Raw genomic sequence first — 21,338 nt, 5'->3', positions numbered from 1 at the left:
CTGAGAGCAAAAACCGGAATACATCCGTATTCCGGTTTTTTTGTGCCCGCCAACCGTGTAAAATTCTGGCGGTTTTGTGTCGGGCTTTTTAACGAGTGCCGCTTTAAATCCTGTGTGATCCCCCGCCGACTGCGCCGGAGCGGATATAACGGACAACGGAATCTCATGACAGTATCTGATCGCTGGTTACTGCCAGACGGGGTAGAGGATATTTTGCCCCCGCTGGCCGGACGGATCGAATCCCTGCGCCGGGATGTAATGGATACCTGCCAGCGCTGGGGTTATCAGCTGGTAATCCCACCGCTCATTGAATATCTCGAATCCCTGTTTACCGGAACCGGAAACGACCTGGAGCTTCAGACGTTCAAGCTCACCGACCAGTTGACCGGGCGCATGATGGGTGTTCGCGCTGATATGACGCCCCAGGCAGCGCGGATTGATGCCCACACCCTCGGCCAGGAAGGGATCACCCGTCTGTGCTATGCCGGGCACGTACTCCATACCCGTCCCCGGCATATGCTGACAGGTCGTACTCCTATCCAGGCCGGTTGCGAGCTATTCGGCAGTGCCTCGGAAGCTGCGGACATGGAAGTGATCAGCCTGATGCTGGAGACTCTCCGGGTGGCGGGTTTGCCGCGAATTCACCTTGATCTGGCCCACGTGGCCATTTATGAGAGTCTGATCGGCGAAGCGGATTTTGACAGGGATACCGAGCGCGCCATTTTCGATGCCATGGCCCGCAAATCGGTCCCCGAGCTTGACGAACTGCTGGGGCAGTGTGCCGCAGGTTCAGCCGGGGCCCGCCTGCGTGAGCTTGCGCGCGTCAGTGGCGGCCCGGAGGCCTTGAGTGAGGCCCGCCGGATCCTGCAGGGCGCCTCCGACAGCCTGGATGCCGCACTTGACCAGCTCGGGCGGGTGTCCGATATGTTGAGTCGGGATTATCCGGAGATTAGCTTCGGATTCGATTTCTGCGAGCTTCGTGGCTACAACTACCACACTGGGCTGGTGTTTGCGGCCTATGTGCCTGGCCACGGTGATTCCGTTGCCAAAGGCGGTCGGTACGATGCCATTGGCAGCGATTTTGGTCGGGCCCGCCCGGCAACCGGGTTCAGTCTCGATATACGGGCTCTCGTCGCCCTCGGAGAGCGGGTGGCTCGCAAGGCGGGTGCTGTCTGGGCGCCGGCGGACGATGACCCCGCTCTTGAAGGCGTGATTTCCGGTCTGAGAATGACAGAGACCGTTGTCCGGGCTCTGCCCGAAGACGAGGGTGCTAATCCGACGGCCAAAGGCTGTGATCGGGAGCTGGTGAAACAGAACGGCCAGTGGGTCGTGCAGAAGCTGGGCTGATGGCCCCGGGGCCTCGGTGAATTCATTTACAGGTAAACTTGCGAAACGCGTGTCCCTTGGGGCAGCCGCATTGAGAGAGAATCATGGGTAAAAACGTTGTTGTGCTGGGCACCCAATGGGGTGATGAAGGCAAGGGTAAGATTGTTGACCTGCTGACTGACAAGGTCGCAGCGGTTGTTCGCTTCCAGGGCGGGCACAATGCCGGACACACCCTGGTAATAGACGGCAAGAAAACAGCGCTTCACCTGATTCCTTCCGGTATTCTGCGGCAGCATGTTTACTGTCTTATCGGCAACGGTGTTGTCCTCTCCCCGGAAGCTCTGCTCAAAGAGGTCCGAGAGCTTGAAGCCAACGATGTGGCGGTTCGCGATCGCCTGCGTATCAGCCTGGCGTGCCCGATCATACTGCGCACCCATGTCCGCATTGATCAGGCCCGGGAAAGGGCTCGTGGCGTCGACAAGATCGGCACCACGGGTCGCGGTATCGGCCCCGCTTATGAAGACAAGGTTTCCCGCCGCGGCCTGCGCCTGGGTGATCTGTGCAATCCCGCCGACTTCGAAACGAAGCTGCGCGAGATCATGTCTTACCACAACTTCATCCTGACCGAGTACTTCAAGGAAGAAGCCGAAGATATTGATGCGGCCCTGGAAGAACTGAAGCAGATGGGTGAGGAAATTCTGCCCATGGCGGCGGACGTGACCGACATGCTGCACGATTTCCGCAAGCGTGGGGAGAACATCCTCTTTGAGGGTGCCCAGGGCTCGCTGCTGGATATCGATCTGGGTACCTATCCGTATGTGACTTCGTCCAACACCACCGCCGGCGGCACCGCCACTGGCTCCGGGTTTGGCCCGCTGTTCCTCGACTATGTGCTGGGTATCACCAAGGCCTATACCACCCGTGTCGGTTCCGGCCCGTTCCCCACGGAGCTGTTTGACGACATGGGCAAACATCTCGCGGTGAAAGGCAACGAAGTGGGCACCACAACCGGTCGCGCCCGTCGCTGCGGTTGGTTCGATGCGGTGGCGATTCGACACGCGATCCAGATCAACAGTGTCTCCGGCATCTGCCTGACCAAGCTCGACGTGCTGGACGGGCTGGAAACCGTGAAGGTCTGTGTCGGTTACAAGACTCCGAATGGCGAGATTTTCCGGCCGCCCATCGGCTGTGACAGTTACAAGGACATTGAGCCGGTTTACGAAGAGCTGCCTGGCTGGAGTGAGAGTACCGTTGGGCTGACCAGCGTCGATCAGTTGCCGGAGAATGCGAAGGCCTACATTCGGTTCCTGGAAGAGCAGATCGAGGCACCGATCGACGTGATCTCCACGGGGCCGGACCGCATTGAAACCATCACGCTCCGTCATCCATTTGGCGAGTAATCGCCGATGGATGAAGAAACCGCCCTGCCGAAAGGCACGGCGGTTTTTTTGTGCTCAGGGCTTCTCGGCAATCACGGTGGCACGAAGGGGCCCAGGGTAACCCTCCACGGTTTTTGACGGGTCGTTCGGATCCAGAAAATCCTGTAGGGAATTGAAGCGCATCCAGTCGGTGCTGCGCTGTTCCTCGGTAGTGGTCTCGGTCACATCCACCACCCGGGCATTGCGGAAGCCGGTGCGGTCGAGCCAGCGCAGCAGTGTTTCGCAGCTGGGCAGGAACCAGACATTGCGCATCTGTCCGTAGCGATCCTTGGGCATCAGGCTGAAACCTTCAGGGCCCTCCACCACAAGTGTTTCCAGAACCAGCTCGCCACCCCGGCGCAGTGTTCCCTTGAGCTCCAGCAGATGATCCAGAGGCGAGCGACGATGATAAAGGACGCCCATGGAAAAGGTGGTGTCGAAGGTTTCAAGATCGGCTGGCAGATCCTCCATCCGGATCGGCAACAGATCGACGGCGACATCGCCCAGGTAGTCCTTGACGCTGAAGAACTGGAACATGAACAGCAGCCCCGGGTCTATGCCGATCACCCGGCCCGCGCCTTCGCCCAGCATGCGCCAGCAGTGGTACCCGGAGCCGCAGCCCACATCCAGTATGCGGCGACCGGAGAGGTCTGAAAGGTAGGGTGCGACCCGTTCCCACTTCCAGTCGGAGCGCCACTCGGTATCAATGTAGGTGCCGAAAAAATCGAAGGGACCCTTGCGCCATGGCATCAGGCCGCGCAGTCCCTGCTCCAGCTGTTCCTGCTGTGCCAGGTTCAGCGGCTCGGGTGAATTCAGGGTAATGGCAGAGCGGTTCAGCTGCGCCTCCACCTGCTCAATGTTGGGCAGGCGGTCCAGGGCGGCCTGCCAGCGATCCAGATCGCCATGGGGGCGGTCTTCGAAGCGGTGAACCAGTTGCTGCTGAAGCGAAGTGGCCCAGTGACCCAGGCCGTCTTTTGCGAGTTCATTGATGATAGGCCCGAATCGGGCTTTCCAGTCAAAATCTGCCATGGTCATTCGATGGTTTTGTCAGCCTTGATGGCGAGCATGGATACAAAGTTGAAGCACTGGTACCAGACCACCACATCATTGAAGCCCGCCGCCAGCAGTCGTTCCTTATGGGCCGCCAGTGTCTCCGGAATCAGGATCTGTTCGATGGCCGTGCGCTTCTGGCTGATTTCGAGATCCGAATAGCCGTTGGCACGCTTGAATTCGTGGTGCAGTCGGGTCTGAATGGCCTGCTCGTCCTCCGACTCAAAGCGGATTTTTTCTGACAGAATCAAAGCGCCGCCGGGGAGGGTAGCATCCGCAATTCGTTTGAGCAGGCTGGACCGCCTTTCCGGATCCACAAACTGCAAGGTGAAATTCAGCGTGGTCACCGAGGCGTTGCTGAGTTCGGTGTCCAGAATATCCTCGCACCTGAGGGTGACAGGGAGGGCGCTGTCGTCCAAAGCAATGTAATGCTCGCAGCGTTCGATCATGGCGCTGGAGTTATCCACGCCCACAAGGGTGCAATCCCCATATGAGATGCCGTGCCGCATCGCCAGGGTCGATGCGCCCAGGGAGCAGCCCAGGTCATAGCAGTGGGACGCTGGCTGGGCGTATTGTTCGGTGATCACCTCGATCATCGGAATGATGGTGGTGTAGCCCGGCACGGACCGGCGAATCATGTCCGGGAAAACCCTTGCCACCGACGCGTCGAACCGGAAATCCTCGGGTCGGCGTTCTGTGGCAAACAATCGGTCTGTCACCTGCTCGGGTGGCTCCGAAGGCTTGCGGGGCTTAACCATTGGAGTCTGCTGCCTCCGGAGAGGGTGGAACCGCAGGGCCTGTCGGTGACGGTCGGGAGCAGCGCACGCCCCGGTTCTTGTAGTCCACCAGAATGCCCCGGAACGAGGGGTCCACATCGGCGGCAATTGCCAGATAGCCATTCTCGCAGACCGCATGCAGTTCCGATGCCTTGGGTGACATGCGGAACGGATCGTCCTCGGTTACATGTATGGCCTGGAAATCGCCAACCGGCATGTGATCCTTGTTGTCGCTGTGACTGATCTTGCCGCTGATTTCCAACGCAAGAACGGTGCCGATTACCGCAACCAGTGCGGTCACGATCAGGCTGCGGACGGTGTAACGGGCCTCACTCTGGCTCATGCCTACCTCGAATCAAACGAATTTAAAGTGTTACTCAGTATTGCCCCGGCACCGTGATGGCCGGAGACTGCAGGGCGGATAGTTGCTCCCGCAGCGAGAGAATCTGGTCTGACCAGAAGCGTGGCTGGGCAAACCACGGAAAGAAGCGCGGAAACGCAGGATCATCCCAGCGCTTTGCCAGCCAGGCGCAGTGCGCGATCTGCCGGTAGCACCGCAGCGGCTCAATCAAGTGGCGTTCTCGACGATTGAAATCACGGAACATCTCATAACCTTCGAGGAGTTCTCCGAGCTGGGCCCCCCGGTCGACATCGTCTCCGTTAAGTAGCAGCCACATGTCCTGGATAGCAGGCCCAGTGCGGCAGTCGTCCAGATCCACAAACAGCATCTGCTCGTCCCGGCACAGGATGTTGCCGGAATGACAGTCGCCATGAAGTCGCAGAGTTTCTACCGGGCCGGCTTCATCAACCCGCGCCGCACAGAGCCTTTGCAGGTCGGGGATCAGACTGTCCCAGGCGGGCCTGAGATCCCCCGGAATCCAGTCGCCTTCAACCAGAAGCCGGTTGCTGGCTTCAATGCCCTCAAGCAGATCCATGCCAGGGCGATGGGCAAATGGTTTCTTGGCGCCAATGTTGTGAATCTGACCCAACCACTGGCCCAGACGGTAGAGAGTGTCTGTCACGCTGGTATCGGGCGCCTGTCCGCCACGCTGAGGAAAAACCGCGAACAGGAACTCGCCGTGGCGACCGAGCGTATCGCCCGAAGTCAGCTTCATCGGTGCAACAACCGGAATGTCTGCCTGCAGAAGTTCCAGGGTGAAGTCATGCTCCTCTTGAATTTCCGCTTCGCTCCACCGACCCGGCCGATAAAATTTGGTGATCACGGGGGCTCGCTCTTCCAGACCCACCTGGTACACCCGGTTTTCATAGCTGTTCAGGGCGAACAGCCGCCCACTTACCGCGAACCCGGCCTCTTCCATGGCGTCCAGGATAGTATCGGGCGTCAAAGAATCGTAAGGGTGGGTGGATGCAGCGAGTGAGGAGTCATGGGTCATAAAGGGATGTTTCAGAGCCTTGTGTCGTATTTGGATTTCATAGATTGCAGATGGTACCAGTTTTCATCCAGCTCCCAGCGAATGCGGCTGATGCCAGATGCCCCGAGAACTACATCCCCGGCCCGGGCCTGCACTTGCGCCAACTCCCTTTCTGCCCGTTGCCAGTCCCGATGGCTTTCCCCAAGATTGCGCATACTCGGAAACACTGCACTCAGGGCCTTGTGGGTCGATGTCGTATGGGACCGCAGTGAACTCATGATGGCAGTATCACCCTCGACACGGAGTACACGGTGTTTGTAGGGATAGCTGGCAACCACGTCATCCGCTTTCAGCCGCTCATTCAAGCTGATTACTTCAAAGCCACGCCAACCGAGCCATCCGACAAACAAGGCGGCCACCACCATTACCAGAACAAACTGCTTCCTGTCAGACATCATAAGCCGGGCTCCATGCACTGCATTCCGGGAGCAAGTATAACCGGTATGGGCTCTTGAGTAATGTGTTCAGCCTGTCATAACCGGTTTTCGCCGAATCGGGAGGATGGGGTATGCTCAGTGCTTTCTCTGGTGAGGGGCGGCCATCCGTGTCCACAGAAGTCCTTGAAACACAAACCGTGGTAATCGGTGCAGGTGTGGTTGGCCTTGCTATCGCCCGCGCCCTTGCGAGTGCCGGCCATGACGTGATTGTGCTGGAAAGCGCTGGCCGGTTTGGTGAGGGCATATCCTCTCGCAACAGTGAGGTCATTCATGCCGGCATCTATTACCCGGAAGGATCACTGAAGGCGGAACTTTGCGTTGCAGGCCGACAGCGGCTTTACGAGTACTGCCAAACCCGCAAAGTCGACCACCGGAAGTGTGGCAAATGGATTGTGGCAGCCAATGAATCGCAGAATGGAAAACTCAAGGATATTCAGGCGGCCGCGGCCCGCAATGGCGTTGAGCTGACCTTGCATGACGCAAGCCGGATCACACGGGAAATGCCGGAAATCCGTGCCAGCTCCGGTCTCTGGTCGCCGGAAACCGGCATCATAGACAGCCATGGACTGATGCTCTCACTGCTCGGCGAGTTCGAGGATGCCGGCGGCCAACTCGTTCTCCGGTCACCGGTGGAGGCCGCTGAATCGGATAACCACTGGCATTGTCTCCACGTGGGAGGCGACCATCCGCTGACTCTGAAAGCGAAAAACGTCATCAACGCCGCCGGACTGGCTGCGGTTCCACTGGCAAAAACCTGGGCCGGCTTACCTGACGACTTCAAGCCAGAACAGTGGTTCGCAAGAGGCGTCTACTTCAGCTACAGCGGCCAAACACCCTTCAAAACCCTGATCTACCCGGTCCCCGAACCCGGCGGCCTCGGTGTCCACCTAACCCTCGACCTCGCCGGCCAGGCCCGCTTCGGCCCCGACGTGGAATGGATTGAAACCGAAGACTACACAGTCGACCCGAACCGCCAGGAAACCTTCGCCAGAGGTATCCGCCAATGGTGGCCTGGTCTCGACCCGGCCCGACTTCAACCTGCGTATGCCGGTATCCGCCCCAAGTTGGTGGGCCCCGATGGTGGTTTTGCGGATTTTCGAATCGATGGACCGGAAGATCACGGTTTGCCGGGACTGGTTAATCTTTTTGGCATCGAATCGCCTGGATTGACGTCTTGCCTGGCAATCGCAGATTTTGTGAAGAGAAAGCTGAACTGAACAACTTACTCAACAGTCCGGGCGCCGGTCAGGCAGTCCCTCCCGGGATTGTAGAGGGCCATGGATGGCCCGAAACAAGCGCACAGGGAAGTGCTTGTAGCGTATCCCGGGAGGGCCTGCCTGACCGGTGCTTGCTCCCAAGTATGAGTTAATGGCCTTTCCCGGCGAATGCTCCAGGGAAAGTGCGGTTAGTCGAGCTAACCAGGTGTCCGCGCCAAAGCCCAAACCTGAATCTCCCGAGCCCCAGCCTCCCGAAGAACCGAAGCCAACACCCGAACCGTCGCCCCCGTCGTCACCACATCATCCACAACGGCTACCCGCGCAGGCACCACAGACGTCACCTCGAACACCCCGCGGAGATTCGCCAGCCGCGCCTCCCGGTTCAGCTCTCGCTGTGCCCGAACCTGCCGGACGCGCCGCACCAGCCCGGTAGCGACAGGAATGTTCAACTGACTCCCGATGGTCTCGGCAATGTCCTGGGCCTGATTGAATCCCCTTTGGCGCCGTCGTCGCGCATCCATGGGTGCCGGTATCAGCGCCAACGGCTTCGGCATGCTGCCATCCTGTAATGCTTCTTCAAGAGAGTCCGCAAAATCGGACATCAGGGGCCGGCCGAACTTACGTTGGCCATTGTATTTGTAGCGGCCAATCATGCCGTCCAGCGGATACTGGTAACGCCAGGGAACAAAAGACATATCGAAAGGTGGCGGGTGCTTCAGGCAGTCGCCACACAGCAGCTCCGAGGACGGAAAAGCCAGGGGCAGGGCGCAACAGCGACAGTGCCAGCGGTTGACCGGCAGCTCATCACGGCAGGGTTTGCATAACCCATTGAAAGCGTTGGAGGAAAGGCACGCGACACATAGCCCACCGTGCCTGACGCTGTTAACCTTTTTCTCCATGAAGGTTGACAGCCAGTTCAGTCTCTTTATCATCTGATTCATCCGTAAACCCAGAGACCGGGAAAGGTTAACAGGACTTTTACATGACCGCTACAGAACTCCGCCACGACTGGACACTGCAGGAAGCCCGCGAGCTCTTCGAGCTACCCTTTAACGACCTTCTGTTTCGCGCCCAGAGTGTGCACCGGCAGCATTTTGACCCGAATGAAGTGCAGGTCAGCACTCTGCTGTCGATAAAGACCGGCGCCTGCCCGGAGGATTGCAAATACTGTCCCCAGAGTGGTCATTACAACACCGGTCTCGAAAAAGAGAAGCTGCTGGAAATCGAAAAAGTGGTGGCTGAGGCCCGTGCCGCGAAAGAGAAGGGCGCATCCCGGTTCTGCATGGGCGCCGCCTGGCGCAGTCCCTCCAAAAAAGATATGCCCTACGTGCTGGACATGGTTAAGCAGGTCAAATCCCTGGGGCTTGAGACCTGTATGACGCTGGGCATGCTGAAGGAAGAGCAGGCGGTCGAGTTGGCTGACGCCGGGCTGGATTACTACAACCACAACCTGGATACGTCCGAAAAATACTATAGCCACATCATCACCACGCGGACCTATCAGGACCGCCTGGATACGCTCGATAACGTTCGCAAGGCCGGCATGAAAGTTTGCTGCGGTGGCATCATGGGCATGGGTGAGGATGAGGATGACCGGGTAGGTCTCCTGGTCCAGTTGGCAAATCTGCCTCACCATCCCGAGAGTGTGCCGGTTAATATGCTGGTAAAGGTGAAGGGCACGCCCATGGAGAACGTCGAGGATCTGGACCCGTTCGAGTTCGTCCGGATTATTGCGGTGGCGCGGATCATGATGCCGGCATCTCATGTTCGTCTGTCAGCGGGCCGTGAGAACATGAACGAGCAGATGCAGGCCCTGTGTTTCATGGCTGGCGCCAACTCGATTTTCTACGGCGAGAAACTGCTGACCACCGCCAATCCGGAGGCGGATGCCGATATGCTGCTGTTCAAGCGTTTGGGTATTCGGCCTGAGCAGCGGGAGCAGTGCGCTTCTGAGGAACAGGAAGAGGAGGCGATTGCCGAAGCCGTGGAGTATGAGGCGACGCGTCATATGTTCTATGACGCTACGCGGGAATCTGCCTGAGCTTGAGAAGAGTTGCTGAGCTCGGGGGAGCAGGCCGCATGCAGGGCTCTCCGGGATACGCTACGAGCACCCCGGTGGGGTCCAGCCAGCAATCACAGATTGCTGTCGTTCGGCTGTCGCATGAAGCTTCGCTTCATCGGCGCTCGGCCTCACCCATGTGCGCTTGTTTCGGGCCATCCTTGGCCCTCTACAATTCCGGGGAGCCTTACCCACTCGTTGCCCGGGCCGTTGAGTTAACCTCCAGGTGCTATCGTGCGGGACTTTGCCCTTGAACTTGAAGAGCGGAAACAGGCCGGTCTGTACCGGACACGTCGGCATGTGACGGGTCCCCAGCGACCCTCTCTGATTGCGGACGGCAAACCTTTGCTGTCGTTCTGCAGCAATGATTACCTCGGTCTCGCCAATCACCCCGCCAATATCGAGGTCCTTCGTAATGCGCTTCCTGAAACAGGGCTCGGGGGCGCGGCTTCTCATCTGATCTGTGGTCATCACGATGCCCACCACCGGTTGGAGCTTCGTCTGGCAAAGTTTACCGGGCGCAGTTCAGCACTGTTTTTCTCCACGGGTTACATGGCCAATATGGGGGTTATTTCGGCACTGGCCGGGCGGGGCGATACGATTTTTTCGGATCGGCTGAATCACGCATCCATTATTGATGGCTGTATTCTGAGCCGGGCCCGGGTTCGGCGTTATGCCCATGGTGATGCGGCAGCGCTGGAGGCGATGCTGGCGGAGACGTCGGGGCACAAGCTGGTGGTTACCGATGGTGTATTCAGCATGGACGGTGATGTTGCGCCGCTGGCGGAGTTGGCCCGGGTCTGCCGGGCTCACGATGCGTTACTGGTTGTTGATGATGCCCACGGGATTGGAGTTCTGGGGCCCGAGGGTCGGGGCAGTGTTGCGGAGTTGGGGTTGTCGGAGGAAGACGTGCCTGTGTTGATCGGCACCCTGGGCAAGGCGGTCGGCACCAGTGGCGCATTCGTGGCCGGTCCGCCGATGTTGATGGATTATCTGGTTCAGAAGGCCAGAACCTATATCTATACGACGGCGATGCCGCCGGCAATTGCCATGGCAACGATTTCGAGTCTGGATCTTATTGAACGGGATCAGGGGCGTCGTGACCATGTAATGGGGCTGGTGTCCCGGTTCCGTAGCGAGGCCTCTGCCATGGGGTATGAATTGATGTCGTCGCGCACGCCGATTCAGCCGATCATGATTGGCGACAATTACGGCGCGCTGGCGCTCAGCCGGGCCCTGGAGAAGCGGGGGTTGCTGGTTTCGGCGATTCGCCCGCCCACGGTTCCGGTAGGCGAGGCGCGGTTGCGGGTTACGTTCAGTGCCGCGCATTCCCAAGAGGATCTGGACTGCCTGCTGGGGGGGCTTTCAGAGTGCCGTCACCTGCTTCAAAAGACGGACGTTGCGATATGAGTTCCGCCATCGTCTGTCAGCGCCTGATAGTGGTTGCCGGGTGGGGTGTCCGCGCAGAGATGCTGTCGAAGTTGTATGGCTACTGGCCCGGGGACGTTGTGCCGGTGTCGCTGGATGATGAATTACTCGCACGTTGCGATTCTCTCTCGCAAGTCACGGATGAGCTTTTGTCTCTGTACCCGGAGCCGTCCGTCTGGATGGGGTGGTCTCTGGGTAGTCAGGTCGTGATGGAGGCCGCAGCGCGACAAACCGGCTCGGTATCCTGCGCCGTAACGCTGGGTGGGTTTCCGAAGTTTGTTGCCGATGACAGCTGGCCCCATGGCATGCCGACAGCGGACTTCCGGGCTTTCGCCCTGGGCATTCGCCGTGACCCTCAACGGTACTGGCTGCATTTTCTGTTGTTGATGATCAACGGTGCGTCGAACGAAAAAGACGAGCGACAAAGTCTCAGGCCCTGGCTCGAAAAAGGCACCCTGGTTTCGCACGAGCACCTCAGCAAGAGTCTCGCGTGGCTGGAAGCCGGGGATCAGCGGGCACTATGGCGATCACTCGTCACCCCGGCTCTGCATGTGATGGGCGAGAACGATATTGTGGTCAGGTCCAGAGCTCAAGATCTTTCACTTCCCGCCACAAGTGGCCATGCGGTTGTCCCTGGCATGGCACATTGGCCCGGTGGATGCTCTGCCTCGGATTGCTGGGCTGCGATTCAGTCGTTCTTTGCCTCGCAAAAGGCACTGTCATGGGCGTTATGAACTCGCCGGTCGGCGCATCGGCCGGTGTTTCTGAAACCCTCAAATCGGATATTGCCCGGGGCTTCGGCATTGCCAGTGGCACCTATGAAAGCGCCTCCCGGCTGCAGCGTTTCATGGGCAACACCATGCTGCAAAAATTCCAGGCCGTCGAGTGCAAGCAACCTCATTCGGCCACCCTGGACCTGGGTTGCGGCACCGGTTGGTTTACCCGCAAGTTCGCTGGGCTTGAGGGTGTTGGGGTGCTGGCCGGGCTTGATCTCTCACCGGGTATGCTGGCGCAGGCTCGAGAGAACTCGCCTGAGGGAGTCGGCTGGATTGTGGGCGATGCCGAGCACCTCCCTTTGCTTGATGACAGCGTGGACCTGATCTTCAGTAACCTGATGATTCAATGGTGTGATGACCCCCGTGCAGTGCTCCGGGAATGCCAGCGTATTCTGCGTCCCGGTGGATTCCTGATGGTCTCGACGCTTCTGGATGGAACACTTCGAGAGTTGAAGGCAGCCTGGCACGCAGTGGACCCCGATCATCAGCACGTCAATCGCTTTGAGACCGATCTTGCCTTGCAGGCCAAGGTGGGGGCCGAGTTGCCGGATGCCGTTATCGAGAACCGTACAATAAGGCTGCCCTACGAGTCGCCGATGGCCCTGGCCGGTGAGCTCCGCCACCTTGGCGCCGGCTTCCGGGGCGCTGGTCGTCGTCGAGTGGTCACGGCGCCCGGGAGGTTGCGGGCAATGTGCAGGCATTACCCGAAAGAGCCGGACGGCACTATTATGGCAAGTTATGAGGCTGCCTGGATTTACTGGCAGAAACCACAGGAAGCGTTAACCGGGAAACAATAATGGCCAAGCACTCCTTCTTTGTAACGGGCACCGACACAGGGGTTGGGAAAACCCTGGTTTCCGCCGCCATTCTTCACGCGGCCCGGACCATGGGCAAACACACCCTGGCGATGAAACCCATTGCGTCTGGTTGTGATCGAACGCCCGAAGGTCTCCGCAACGAAGATGCCCTGATTCTGCAGAACGCCATTACCGAGCCGCTGGCTTATGAGCTCATCAACCCGGTGGCGCTGGAACCGGCGATTGCCCCCCACGTTGCCGCCGAGCAGGCCGGACGTCACATCACTTCGGATCGCCTCGTCGGGTTCTGCCGTGGTTTGCAGATCCGTCCGGCAGACCTGCTGCTGGTGGAGGGCGCTGGCGGCTGGCGAGTGCCTCTAAACGATCGGGAAACCTATTCGGAGTTTCCGCGCCAACTGGCCATGCCGGTTATTCTAGTGGTCTCACTCCGCCTCGGCTGCATCAACCATGCTCTGCTGACGGCGGAAGCCATCAGAACTGATGGTCTGCGGTTGGCGGGGTGGGTTGCCAATCGGACGGAATCCGAGCCAATGAGCTGCGAGCAGGACACTCTCAATTACCTGGTGAACCACATGGGCGCGCCCTGCCTGGGTATCCTTCCCTGGCTGGAGCAGGCGCGGCCGGAAATGCTGGCCGGCTATCTGAATATCGATGGATTGTTTGAAAATTGACCAAATGTGTGGCTTAATTGAGTCAATAAATGGTCACCAGGCAGCTTGGTCATGATCAATAATACTCTCGCAGTTGGAATTCAGGGCATTCAGGATGGCATGGTCGGCATGGAAAATGCCGCCCGTAAGATTGCCCGTGCCGGTGCTGATGGTCCCCAAGGAACCGCGGAAGGTGCGGGTAGCCTCGTCGAGCCCATTGTTGATCTCAAGATTTATGAGCGCAGTGTTGAAGCGTCCGCGCAGGTGGTTAAAACAGCAGACGAAACGCTGGGAACGCTGCTGGATATCATGGCCTGATTACTGAAAGAGCGCAGAGTTCGTGCTTTCCTCTCTCCCTCCTGTTCCTCCGCCGATCCCAGCGCCCTCGTTTCAGGGCCCGGTTTCTCCGCGAGTCCAGGCCACGGGCCAAGTATCGGCAAAGCCGGAGGCGCCGACCGCTGGAGCCAGATCTGTTGAGGCTGCGGGCAAAGCCGAGTCCGCGCGGGAAAATCCGGACTCCGGGCCCCGCAGCGGGGAAGCCGACAATCCTCAGGGGCTCACAGACCAAGAGCTGAAACAACTGACTGAGCTGAAAGCGCGAGACCGTGAAGTTCGTGCCCACGAAGCCGCTCACCAGGCAGTTGGTGGCCAGTATGCCGGCGCAATGTCGTTTACCTACCAGCGGGGGCCGGACGGCGCCCAGTATGCGGTGGGTGGCGAAGTCTCCATCGATATCTCCCCCGTGCAGGGGAATCCCCAGGCAACCATTGAAAAGATGCGAATCGTCCGCGCGGCAGCCATGGCGCCGGCGGAGCCTTCTGGGCAGGATCGGGCCGTTGCCGCTCAGGCCATGCAGATTATGCTTCAGGCCCAATCCGAGCTGGCTGCCGAATCCGGATCCTCTCCAAGGGAGGCAAGCGATGCCTATCGCAAAGTCTCCGCCATGGGCGAAGGTGAACAAAAAGGCGACGAAGACCGCGCGTCATCCTTCAAGCCTGTGTCCGCCTGACCCCCGCCTTGCAGGCACTGATTCCTGTAAATATATCCCATAGTTAAAGGTCACTTCTGTCCGGCATGCACTGTCGTGGCGCATGATCCGGTGACAGTTCGCAACACAAATTTTGCATCCGGCTATTGACAATTCTGTGCCTGTAAACGTATGTTTCAAACAAGTGTTTAATTAAGGCTGCAGCGCATTGCGTTGCGGTGTCTGAGCAAACCCAAGGCCAGAAGCTGTTAAACCCGATTCAGCTGAGACCGAGAACTGAGGTGGATTCCATGCCTGATTACAAAGCGCCCCTGCGTGACATCAAATTCGTTATGACCGAGCTGCTGAACAGCGAGCAGCATTACGCCAATCTGGAAGGTGCTGAAGACGCTACTCCGGATATGGTGGATGCCATTATCGGGGAAGGTGCCAAGTTCTGTGAGCAGGTTCTGTCTCCGCTGAACCAGGTGGGCGACAAGGAAGGCTGTACCTGGAGCGAAGATGGCGTCAAGACGCCGACTGGCTTCAAAGAAGCCTACCAGCAGTACGTTGAGGGCGGCTGGCCTTCCATGACCGCCGATCCCAACTACGGCGGCCAGGGTCTTCCGCATTCCCTCGGCCTGGTGATGAGTGAAATGGTCGGTACCGCCAACTGGTCCTTTGGGATGTACCCTGGCCTGAGCCACGGTGCCACCAACACCATCGAAGAGCACGGCACCGAAGAGCAGAAGCAGACCTACCTGACCAAGCTGATCAGCGGTGAGTGGACTGGCACCATGTGCCTGACCGAGCCGCACTGCGGTTCCGATCTCGGCACCCTGCGCACCAAGGCAGAGCCGAATGCCGATGGCACCTACGCCATTACCGGTACCAAGATCTTTCATCTCTGCCGGTGAGCACGACATGGCCGAGAATATCGTCCACATCGTTCTGGCACGTCTGCCGGGCGCACCGGAAGGCACCAAGGGCATCTCCCTGTTTATCGTGCCCAAGTGCCTGCCGAACGAAGACGGCTCTGCCGGTGAGCGCAACGCCGTATCCTGCGGTTCCATCGAGCACAAGATGGGTATCCACGGAAATGCCACCTGTGTGATGAACTTCGACGGCGCCAAGGGCTGGCTGATCGGGCCTGAGAACAAGGGCCTGAACTGCATGTTCACCTTCATGAACACTGCTCGTATCGGTACCGCCATCCAGGGGCTGGGTGCCGCCGAGCTGGGCTTCCAGGGGTCACTGGCTTACGCCAAAGAGCGTCTGGCCATGCGTTCACTGAGCGGCCCCAAGAATCCGGAAGGCATTGCCGATCCGATCATCGTTCACCCGGACGTACGTCGCATGCTGCTGACCCAGAAGGCCGTCGCTGAAGGCGCTCGCGCCCTGATTTACCTGACTGCGCAGCAGGCTGATATCGTGCACAGCGGCAAGACCGACGAAGAGCGCAAGGCGGCCGATGAGGCGTTGGGCTTCCTGACGCCAATCGCCAAGGCGTTCCTGACCGAGATTGGTTACGAGGCGGCCAACCTGGGCATGCAGGTGTTCGGTGGCCACGGCTTTATCTCAGAGTGGGGTATGGAGCAGAACGTTCGTGACGCCCGTATCGGCATGATCTACGAGGGCACTACTGGTATTCAGGCGCTGGATCTTTTGGGCCGCAAGGTTCTGATGACCCAGGGCGAATCCCTGCGAGGCTTCACCAAGCAGGTTCATCTGTTCTGCAAGGAAAACGCCGACAACGAGCAGCTGCAGGAATTCATCGAGCCGCTGGCCGCCATGAACAAGGAATGGGGTGAGCTGACCACCAAGATCGGTATGTCCGCCATGAAGAACCGCGAAGAAGTGGGTGCGGCTTCCGTGGATTACCTGATGTATTCCGGTTACGCGGTCTTCGCCTACCTGTGGGCGCGGATGGCCAAGGTTGCACTGGACAAGATGGTTGAAGGCACTACCGAAGAAATGTTCTACAACGCCAAGGTTCAGACTGCGCGCTTCTACTTCAAGCGCATGCTGCCCCGGGCCAAGAGCCACGCAGAAAGCATGCTGGCCGGCGCCGACAGCCTGATGGACATGCCGGAGGAAGCCTTCGCCATCTAAGGCGCGGGCACCGAAGGACGGTTCGACAGGACAGGAAGCCCGCACTCCCCGGAGGCGGGCTTTTTTCGTGAGTTGCGGTCCGCTTTTAGGGTAGAATAGGCGCCCATAAAAATAATCTTCAGCGGACACATAGCCCGAGCAGGTGTGACCGGCCCGAACTGAGGCCCTATTGCCACCTGAACAGACTGACAGAATTTTTGGAGAGTTTTAGATGGCTGATTATCAGGCACCCTTACGTGACATGCGCTTCGTTCTGAATGAGGTTTTCGATGCCCCCGCCCTATGGGCCTCGCTGCCCAAGGTTGCCGAGCATGTGGACCCGGAAACGGCGGACGCGATTCTTGAAGAGGCTGGCAAGATTAGCAGCGGTGTACTGGCGCCCCTGAATCGCGAGGGCGACGAGCAGGGCTGCAAATGGAACGACGGGGAGGTGACCTCACCGGACGGATTCAAGGAAGCCTACCAGACCATCGTAGAAGGCGGTTGGAACGGCCTCGGCGGTAACCCGGATTTTGGCGGCATGGGCATGCCCAAGACTCTGGTGGCCCAGTTCGAGGAAATGATGCAGGGTGCCAACATGGCATTCGGCCTGGCTCCTATGCTGACGGCCGGCGCCTGCCTCGCGCTGGACGCCCACGGCAGTGATGATCTGAAAGAAAAGTACCTGCCGAACATGTATTCCGGTGTCTGGTCCGGCGCTATGGATCTGACAGAGCCCCACGCCGGCACCGACCTGGGAATTATCCGCACCAAGGCCGAGCCCAACGAAGACGGCTCTTTCAACGTCACAGGCACCAAGATCTTCATTACCTGGGGCGAGCACGACATGGCGGAGAACATCATTCACCTGGTTCTCGCCAAGCTGCCTGACGCGCCGAAGGGTCCCAAGGGGATTTCCCTGTTCCTCGTGCCCAAGTTCCTCGTGAATGACGACGGTTCACTGGGTGAGCGCAACAGCTTCAGTTGCGGTTCCATCGAGAAGAAGATGGGCATCAAGGGATCTGCTACCTGTGTTATGAACTTTGATGGCGCCAAAGGCTGGTTGGTCGGTGAAGAGAACAAAGGCCTGGCGGCCATGTTCACCATGATGAACTACGAGCGCCTGGGCGTGGGCATCCAGGGAATCGGCGCTGCCGAGGCCTCTCTCCAGAGTGCCCGGGAATACGCCCTTGACCGTATCCAGAGCCGCGCGCCAACCGGCGCCCAGCAGCCCGAAAAGGCAGCAGATCCGATTCTCGTTCATCCGGATGTGCGCCGCATGCTGCTGACCATGAAAGGCTATGTGGAAGGCGGCAGGGCCTTCTCGACCTACGTTGCGCAGTGGTTGGATATCTCCAAGTACGCCGAGGACGACGAGCGCCGCAAACATGCCGAGGGCATGGTGGCCTTGCTGACCCCGGTAGCCAAGGCATTTTTGACCGATCGCGGCCTGGATGCCTGTATCATGGGCCAGCAGGTTTTCGGTGGCCACGGGTTCATCCGCGAGTGGGGTCAGGAGCAACTGGTTCGTGACTGCCGTATTACCCAGATCTACGAAGGCACCAACGGTATCCAGGCGCTGGATCTGATGGGCCGGAAAGTGGTTGGTACGCAGGGTAAACTATATGAGTTGTTCGCCCAGGACGTGGCAAACTTCCTCGAGGAGAATAGCGGTGATGAGCACCTGCGCCCGTTCCTAGAGCCGCTAGCGGCGGCGGTTGAGCGTCTTGATGATGTTACCGAGCACGTGATCAAGCAGGCTGGGGACAATCCGAACGCCATTGGCGCGGCCTCCGTAGACTATCTGGACCTGTTTGGTCTGACGGCGCTTGGCTACATGTGGGCGAAGATTGCCAAAGCAGCGGCACCCCAGGCCGAAGCGGACACCTCCGGCTTCTACAGCGGTAAAATGAAGACAGCGCGATTCTACTATGACCGTCTGTTGCCAAAGACGGTTTCGCTGGCCGAGGGTATTCGCAGCGGCAGTGATTCCATGATGGCGCTGACTGCAGAGGAATTCTGATTCCGTCAGCAATGGCAACGCGCAAAAAAAAACAGGCCTTCGGGCCTGTTTTTTTATGGATGCTGACCAATTGGCCTGATCCCTAAAGAACTTACAATCGCTCCATCCGGTTCGGATCGGTGACGAAGGGGTTGTCGTTGCCCTGGATTTCAGCGATGCGCCGATGACGGGTGATCTCGCCATCATCCGGCGGGTCCAGACGATTCCATCCCTTGAAGACCGCGGAGGAGCCCAGCCAGGGCAGGTCATAGGTATCCACCATGTACGCAACGGTGCGCGCGACATCGCCTTTGACGCGGACCGGTGGCTCGAAGAACTGGGCGCTTTGGCGAATGCCACAGTCATCCTCGCTGACGGACGCCCCGAGATCTTCGTAGCGGGCATTGCGGCGCCCCATCTCGGTCCGGCTGCGTACCGGTATCATGTTGTGCATGTCAGACGCGATCTGGCGGTAGCGATTGTCCTGTTCACATTCACGGGATGTACCGCAATCCAGTGCGCTACGGACATCCGCCAATGGATAGACATAGCCGTCTGTCAGCACGAAACCTTTGCTTGTAAAAGCCGTGTTGCAAAAGAAGGAGTTGCCGCCGTTGGCGTAGAGGTCACCCCAGAAGTGATCGGCAACGACGGTTTTGGGGTCACTGAACCGGGTATTCTGGCCAATCACGAGGGTGGTGGTGAGTAACAGGCAGAGCGCTGTGGGTATCAGTAAGATTTTTTTCATACGCCTTTTATACCTCGCAGTATTCCCAAACGTCCTGGCAATTCGGGCCCGAATGAAAAGGGTTGATCAGAAACTGACCGGGCGGGTCAAAACTATGACGCTTTGTTCACTGATACTGTGAAGTATGACACAGAGGCTCTGAGGCACAGAGCCTCTGAGGTAGAAATTTGTGGCGTAATGTTAACGGGTTAACAGTTTTACTTCAGTTTGTTGCGGATGTTCTGATAACCGGTTTTCAGATCTTCGCCCAGTTTTTGCGCCGTTTGGCGGGCTTCCTGGGACGCGTTTTCTGCATCGTGCAGAACCTGGTCGATTTTGTTTTTGAATCGATCCCAGTCCTGTTCGAGGTCCTCCCACTCGTCCTTAACGTCTTCCCGGGCCAGATGCATCTGAACGCGCGCCTCATCCCGGTACTGTTTTACCTTTTCCGACAGCTTCTTGAGCTCTTCTTGAAGACTCATATCAAGCACCTCCTTGGATTGTTGGTGTGCTTACAATGCGCCCGATTGTAAAAATCTGTCAAGGGGCTGGCTGGGCCAGACGATAACAAGAAAGGCAGAGTTTGATTCAGGTCAGGAACGACTGGCAAGCAGGGCGGACATATCCCGCAAATAGTGCCACGGAGTGAGGGAATCGAAGCCTTTGGCGGCCCGATCGATCTGACTGCAAAGGCTGATGGCCTCATTCAGTTGGGAGCGGTTCAGCCTGCGCGCGGCCTGCTCGAGCGCCCGGGCCCGCTGGGGCTGGAACACTCCTCGCTTCTTCAGGAAGGCTGCGGGATTCTCCGACTGACCGGCTGAGGACTTCAGCTCCAGCAAGAGATTCAGGTCGCGGCTGAGAACCGACAGCAGGCCCAACGGGTTTTCTCCCTCTTGCTGAAGCACAGTGATCATCTTACCGGCGTGAGGGGCCCGGCCACTGATTAATTCCGTGACCAGTTCGAAGCCATTGAATCGGGAACTGTCCTGGACTGCCTGTTCAACAGTTTCCTCGTCGATGGTATTGCCGTTTGCCAGCAGAGACAGCCTGTCCAGCTCCTGGCTGGCGGCGAGCAGATTGCCTTCCAGGCGTTCGCTCATGATTGCCAGGGCGCCCCGGGTCAGGCTCAGGCCCCGGTTGCTGGCCCTCTGCTGGAGCCACCCCTGGAACTTATCGGCATCTACCGGCCACACCGGCACGTGAACACCTTTACCCTGGAGTTCTTTGTACCATTTTCTCCGTGTCTCCGCGGCGTCCAGGCGGGCGCTGATCAGCAGCAGAATGATATCTTCGGGAGGATCTGCCAGTACCCGTTCCAGCACCGCGCGACCGTCACCAAGCTTGCCCGTGGGCAAATGAATCTCGATGCGCCGTTTCTCGGCAAACAGGGACATGGCACTGAATTCTTCGCCAACGGCATTCCAGTCCAGTTGGTGATCGGCGTGGAAGGTCAGGCGGTCATGATAGCCGGCGTCTTTTGCGGCCTTTCGTACTTGATCACAGCATTCCTGAACCAGCAGGGGTTCATCACCGGAAACAAGATAGACCGGCGAGAGGCCCTTTTTCAGAAGCTGGGATAACTGGCCCGGGTTGGTCTTCATGGCTGGCCTGTGGCTTGGGCGTCATCTTCCTGTTTGCGCTGATATTCTGCCCGGATGGCGTCGATGCGCTGCGGGGTCAGAGGAGCCAGCCGGAATATCACCTGCTGCGCAAGGCGATCGTCCATTTGCTGGCGGAGGACCTCTTCTTCACGCTGTCTTGCCAGCACGTTGGTCTCGTCGTAGCGGTAACTCTCGCTGGTCGTCAGGCGGGTCGTACCTACCATGGGAACCCGATCCGAGCTGACCACTTCAAGATCAACGGAGTGACGGAGCGTGTATTCGGCGGCCGCGGCCTGGGCTGTGATGGCGCTTGCGCGACGATCCCGCTTGAAATTCCTCAGTCGCAGAATGTAATCGGCCTCCGCCACTGGCGCCACACGGACATTGCCCAGGTTCAGCTGTTCGCGCAAGGAACGGCACAGGGTGTCGGGTACCTGGGATGAGCAATCCACGGCCAGAGGTTCAAGGGCCGAAGAAACCGGTGGCGCACCCCGCAACTGGAATCCGCAACCACCAACCAGCGCCGCCATTACAGCGGTCAGCATCAGGCGTGCTGAAGATT

At 58.7% G+C, this 21,338-nt stretch carries 21 protein-coding genes and 1 pseudogene; 12 read left to right on the top strand and 10 right to left on the bottom strand.

All coding sequences use genetic code 11. The annotated features are described in order from the left end of the window. The first annotated feature begins 165 nt into the window (after positions 1-165). Together SIC15_RS13890 and SIC15_RS13885 are read left to right on the top strand one after the other, a co-directional pair. Positions 166-1,347: an ATP phosphoribosyltransferase regulatory subunit gene (locus SIC15_RS13890; RefSeq protein ID WP_412536206.1), complete on the top strand. Its 1,182-nt coding sequence runs from the start codon at positions 166-168 to the stop codon at positions 1,345-1,347. A gap of 83 nt (positions 1,348-1,430) precedes the next feature. After that, positions 1,431-2,726: an adenylosuccinate synthase gene (locus SIC15_RS13885; protein WP_069183031.1), complete on the top strand. Its 1,296-nt coding sequence runs from the start codon at positions 1,431-1,433 to the stop codon at positions 2,724-2,726. Between the two features lie 54 nt (positions 2,727-2,780). Here the strand turns inward: SIC15_RS13885 and cmoB are convergent, their stop codons facing one another. The 5 genes from cmoB to SIC15_RS13860 are packed head-to-tail and all read right to left on the bottom strand — an operon-like array spanning position 2,781 to position 6,401. After that, positions 2,781-3,773, bottom strand: a complete 993-nt coding sequence (cmoB, locus tag SIC15_RS13880) for a tRNA 5-methoxyuridine(34)/uridine 5-oxyacetic acid(34) synthase CmoB (RefSeq protein WP_412537623.1) — start codon at positions 3,771-3,773, stop codon at positions 2,781-2,783. 2 nt (positions 3,774-3,775) lie between these two features. Next, entirely contained in the window at positions 3,776-4,552 is a 777-nt protein-coding gene (gene cmoA, locus SIC15_RS13875; protein WP_412536205.1) for a carboxy-S-adenosyl-L-methionine synthase CmoA, read from the bottom strand. Continuing rightward, positions 4,545-4,913, bottom strand: a complete 369-nt coding sequence (locus tag SIC15_RS13870) for a kinase (protein ID WP_222464983.1) — start codon at positions 4,911-4,913, stop codon at positions 4,545-4,547. The genes cmoA and SIC15_RS13870 overlap by 8 nt, the downstream gene beginning before the upstream one ends. A 34-nt stretch (positions 4,914-4,947) precedes the next feature. Beyond that, entirely contained in the window at positions 4,948-5,964 is a 1,017-nt protein-coding gene (locus SIC15_RS13865) for a serine/threonine protein kinase (RefSeq protein ID WP_412536204.1), read from the bottom strand. Between the two features lie 11 nt (positions 5,965-5,975). Then, the gene (locus SIC15_RS13860; RefSeq protein WP_412536203.1) at positions 5,976-6,401 is read right to left on the bottom strand and encodes a hypothetical protein; all 426 of its coding nucleotides are present in this window, start codon (positions 6,399-6,401) and stop codon (positions 5,976-5,978) included. 110 nt (positions 6,402-6,511) lie between these two features. Between SIC15_RS13860 and SIC15_RS13855 the strand changes: the two genes are divergently transcribed. Further along, positions 6,512-7,657, top strand: a complete 1,146-nt coding sequence (locus SIC15_RS13855) for an NAD(P)/FAD-dependent oxidoreductase (protein ID WP_412536202.1) — start codon at positions 6,512-6,514, stop codon at positions 7,655-7,657. A gap of 197 nt (positions 7,658-7,854) precedes the next feature. On the opposite strand, the gene SIC15_RS13850 is transcribed toward SIC15_RS13855, so the two are convergent. Then, positions 7,855-8,589, bottom strand: a complete 735-nt coding sequence (locus tag SIC15_RS13850) for a ComF family protein (RefSeq protein WP_412536201.1) — start codon at positions 8,587-8,589, stop codon at positions 7,855-7,857. Positions 8,590-8,639: 50 nt separating this feature from the next. Here SIC15_RS13850 and bioB point away from each other — a divergent pair, with 50 nt between their 5' ends. From bioB to SIC15_RS13805, 9 genes and pseudogenes are all read left to right on the top strand, one after another. Next, positions 8,640-9,698 (top strand): biotin synthase BioB, encoded by a 1,059-nt coding sequence (gene bioB / locus SIC15_RS13845; protein WP_069183036.1) that lies wholly within the window; start codon positions 8,640-8,642, stop codon positions 9,696-9,698. Positions 9,699-9,950: 252 nt separating this feature from the next. Beyond that, positions 9,951-11,126, top strand: a complete 1,176-nt coding sequence (gene bioF / locus SIC15_RS13840; RefSeq protein ID WP_412536200.1) for an 8-amino-7-oxononanoate synthase — start codon at positions 9,951-9,953, stop codon at positions 11,124-11,126. Further along, positions 11,123-11,878, top strand: a complete 756-nt coding sequence (locus SIC15_RS13835) for an alpha/beta fold hydrolase (protein WP_412536199.1) — start codon at positions 11,123-11,125, stop codon at positions 11,876-11,878. The genes bioF and SIC15_RS13835 overlap by 4 nt, the downstream gene beginning before the upstream one ends. Beyond that, the gene (gene bioC / locus SIC15_RS13830) at positions 11,866-12,717 is read left to right on the top strand and encodes a malonyl-ACP O-methyltransferase BioC (protein WP_412536198.1); all 852 of its coding nucleotides are present in this window, start codon (positions 11,866-11,868) and stop codon (positions 12,715-12,717) included. The genes SIC15_RS13835 and bioC overlap by 13 nt, the downstream gene beginning before the upstream one ends. Beyond that, complete coding sequence (gene bioD, locus SIC15_RS13825) at positions 12,717-13,409, top strand: dethiobiotin synthase (RefSeq protein ID WP_412536197.1); 693 nt, start codon at positions 12,717-12,719, stop codon at positions 13,407-13,409. Before bioC ends, bioD begins: the two co-directional genes overlap by 1 nt. A gap of 51 nt (positions 13,410-13,460) precedes the next feature. Beyond that, positions 13,461-13,706, top strand: coding sequence for a flagellar basal body rod C-terminal domain-containing protein (locus tag SIC15_RS13820; RefSeq protein WP_136631502.1), 246 nt, complete (start codon positions 13,461-13,463; stop codon positions 13,704-13,706). A gap of 22 nt (positions 13,707-13,728) precedes the next feature. Further along, complete coding sequence (locus SIC15_RS13815) at positions 13,729-14,397, top strand: putative metalloprotease CJM1_0395 family protein (RefSeq protein WP_412536196.1); 669 nt, start codon at positions 13,729-13,731, stop codon at positions 14,395-14,397. A 269-nt stretch (positions 14,398-14,666) separates the two neighbouring features. Then, a pseudogene (locus SIC15_RS13810) lies at positions 14,667-16,467 on the top strand (acyl-CoA dehydrogenase C-terminal domain-containing protein). Between the two features lie 211 nt (positions 16,468-16,678). Next, complete coding sequence (locus tag SIC15_RS13805; protein WP_412536195.1) at positions 16,679-18,469, top strand: acyl-CoA dehydrogenase C-terminal domain-containing protein; 1,791 nt, start codon at positions 16,679-16,681, stop codon at positions 18,467-18,469. Positions 18,470-18,560: 91 nt separating this feature from the next. Here the strand turns inward: SIC15_RS13805 and SIC15_RS13800 are convergent, their stop codons facing one another. From SIC15_RS13800 to lptE, 4 genes are all read right to left on the bottom strand, one after another. Then, positions 18,561-19,196, bottom strand: coding sequence for an endonuclease (locus tag SIC15_RS13800; protein WP_412536194.1), 636 nt, complete (start codon positions 19,194-19,196; stop codon positions 18,561-18,563). A 197-nt stretch (positions 19,197-19,393) separates the two neighbouring features. Further along, positions 19,394-19,657 carry a hypothetical protein gene (locus tag SIC15_RS13795; protein ID WP_412536193.1) on the bottom strand — a complete coding sequence of 88 codons (264 nt, stop codon included), beginning with the start codon at positions 19,655-19,657 and terminating at the stop codon, positions 19,394-19,396. A gap of 111 nt (positions 19,658-19,768) precedes the next feature. Continuing rightward, entirely contained in the window at positions 19,769-20,776 is a 1,008-nt protein-coding gene (gene holA, locus SIC15_RS13790; protein ID WP_412536192.1) for a DNA polymerase III subunit delta, read from the bottom strand. Continuing rightward, positions 20,773-21,321 carry an LPS assembly lipoprotein LptE gene (gene lptE / locus SIC15_RS13785; RefSeq protein WP_412536191.1) on the bottom strand — a complete coding sequence of 183 codons (549 nt, stop codon included), beginning with the start codon at positions 21,319-21,321 and terminating at the stop codon, positions 20,773-20,775. The genes holA and lptE overlap by 4 nt, the downstream gene beginning before the upstream one ends. Positions 21,322-21,338 lie beyond the last annotated feature (17 nt).

Origin of the sequence: Marinobacter sp. MIT932201 (assembly GCF_047123295.1) — a bacterium.
In the GTDB taxonomy this organism is placed as follows: Bacteria; Pseudomonadota; Gammaproteobacteria; order Pseudomonadales; family Oleiphilaceae; genus Marinobacter; species Marinobacter salsuginis.
Note: the sequence above shows the minus strand (reverse complement) of the source record. Positions and strands in the feature narration are given on the sequence as shown.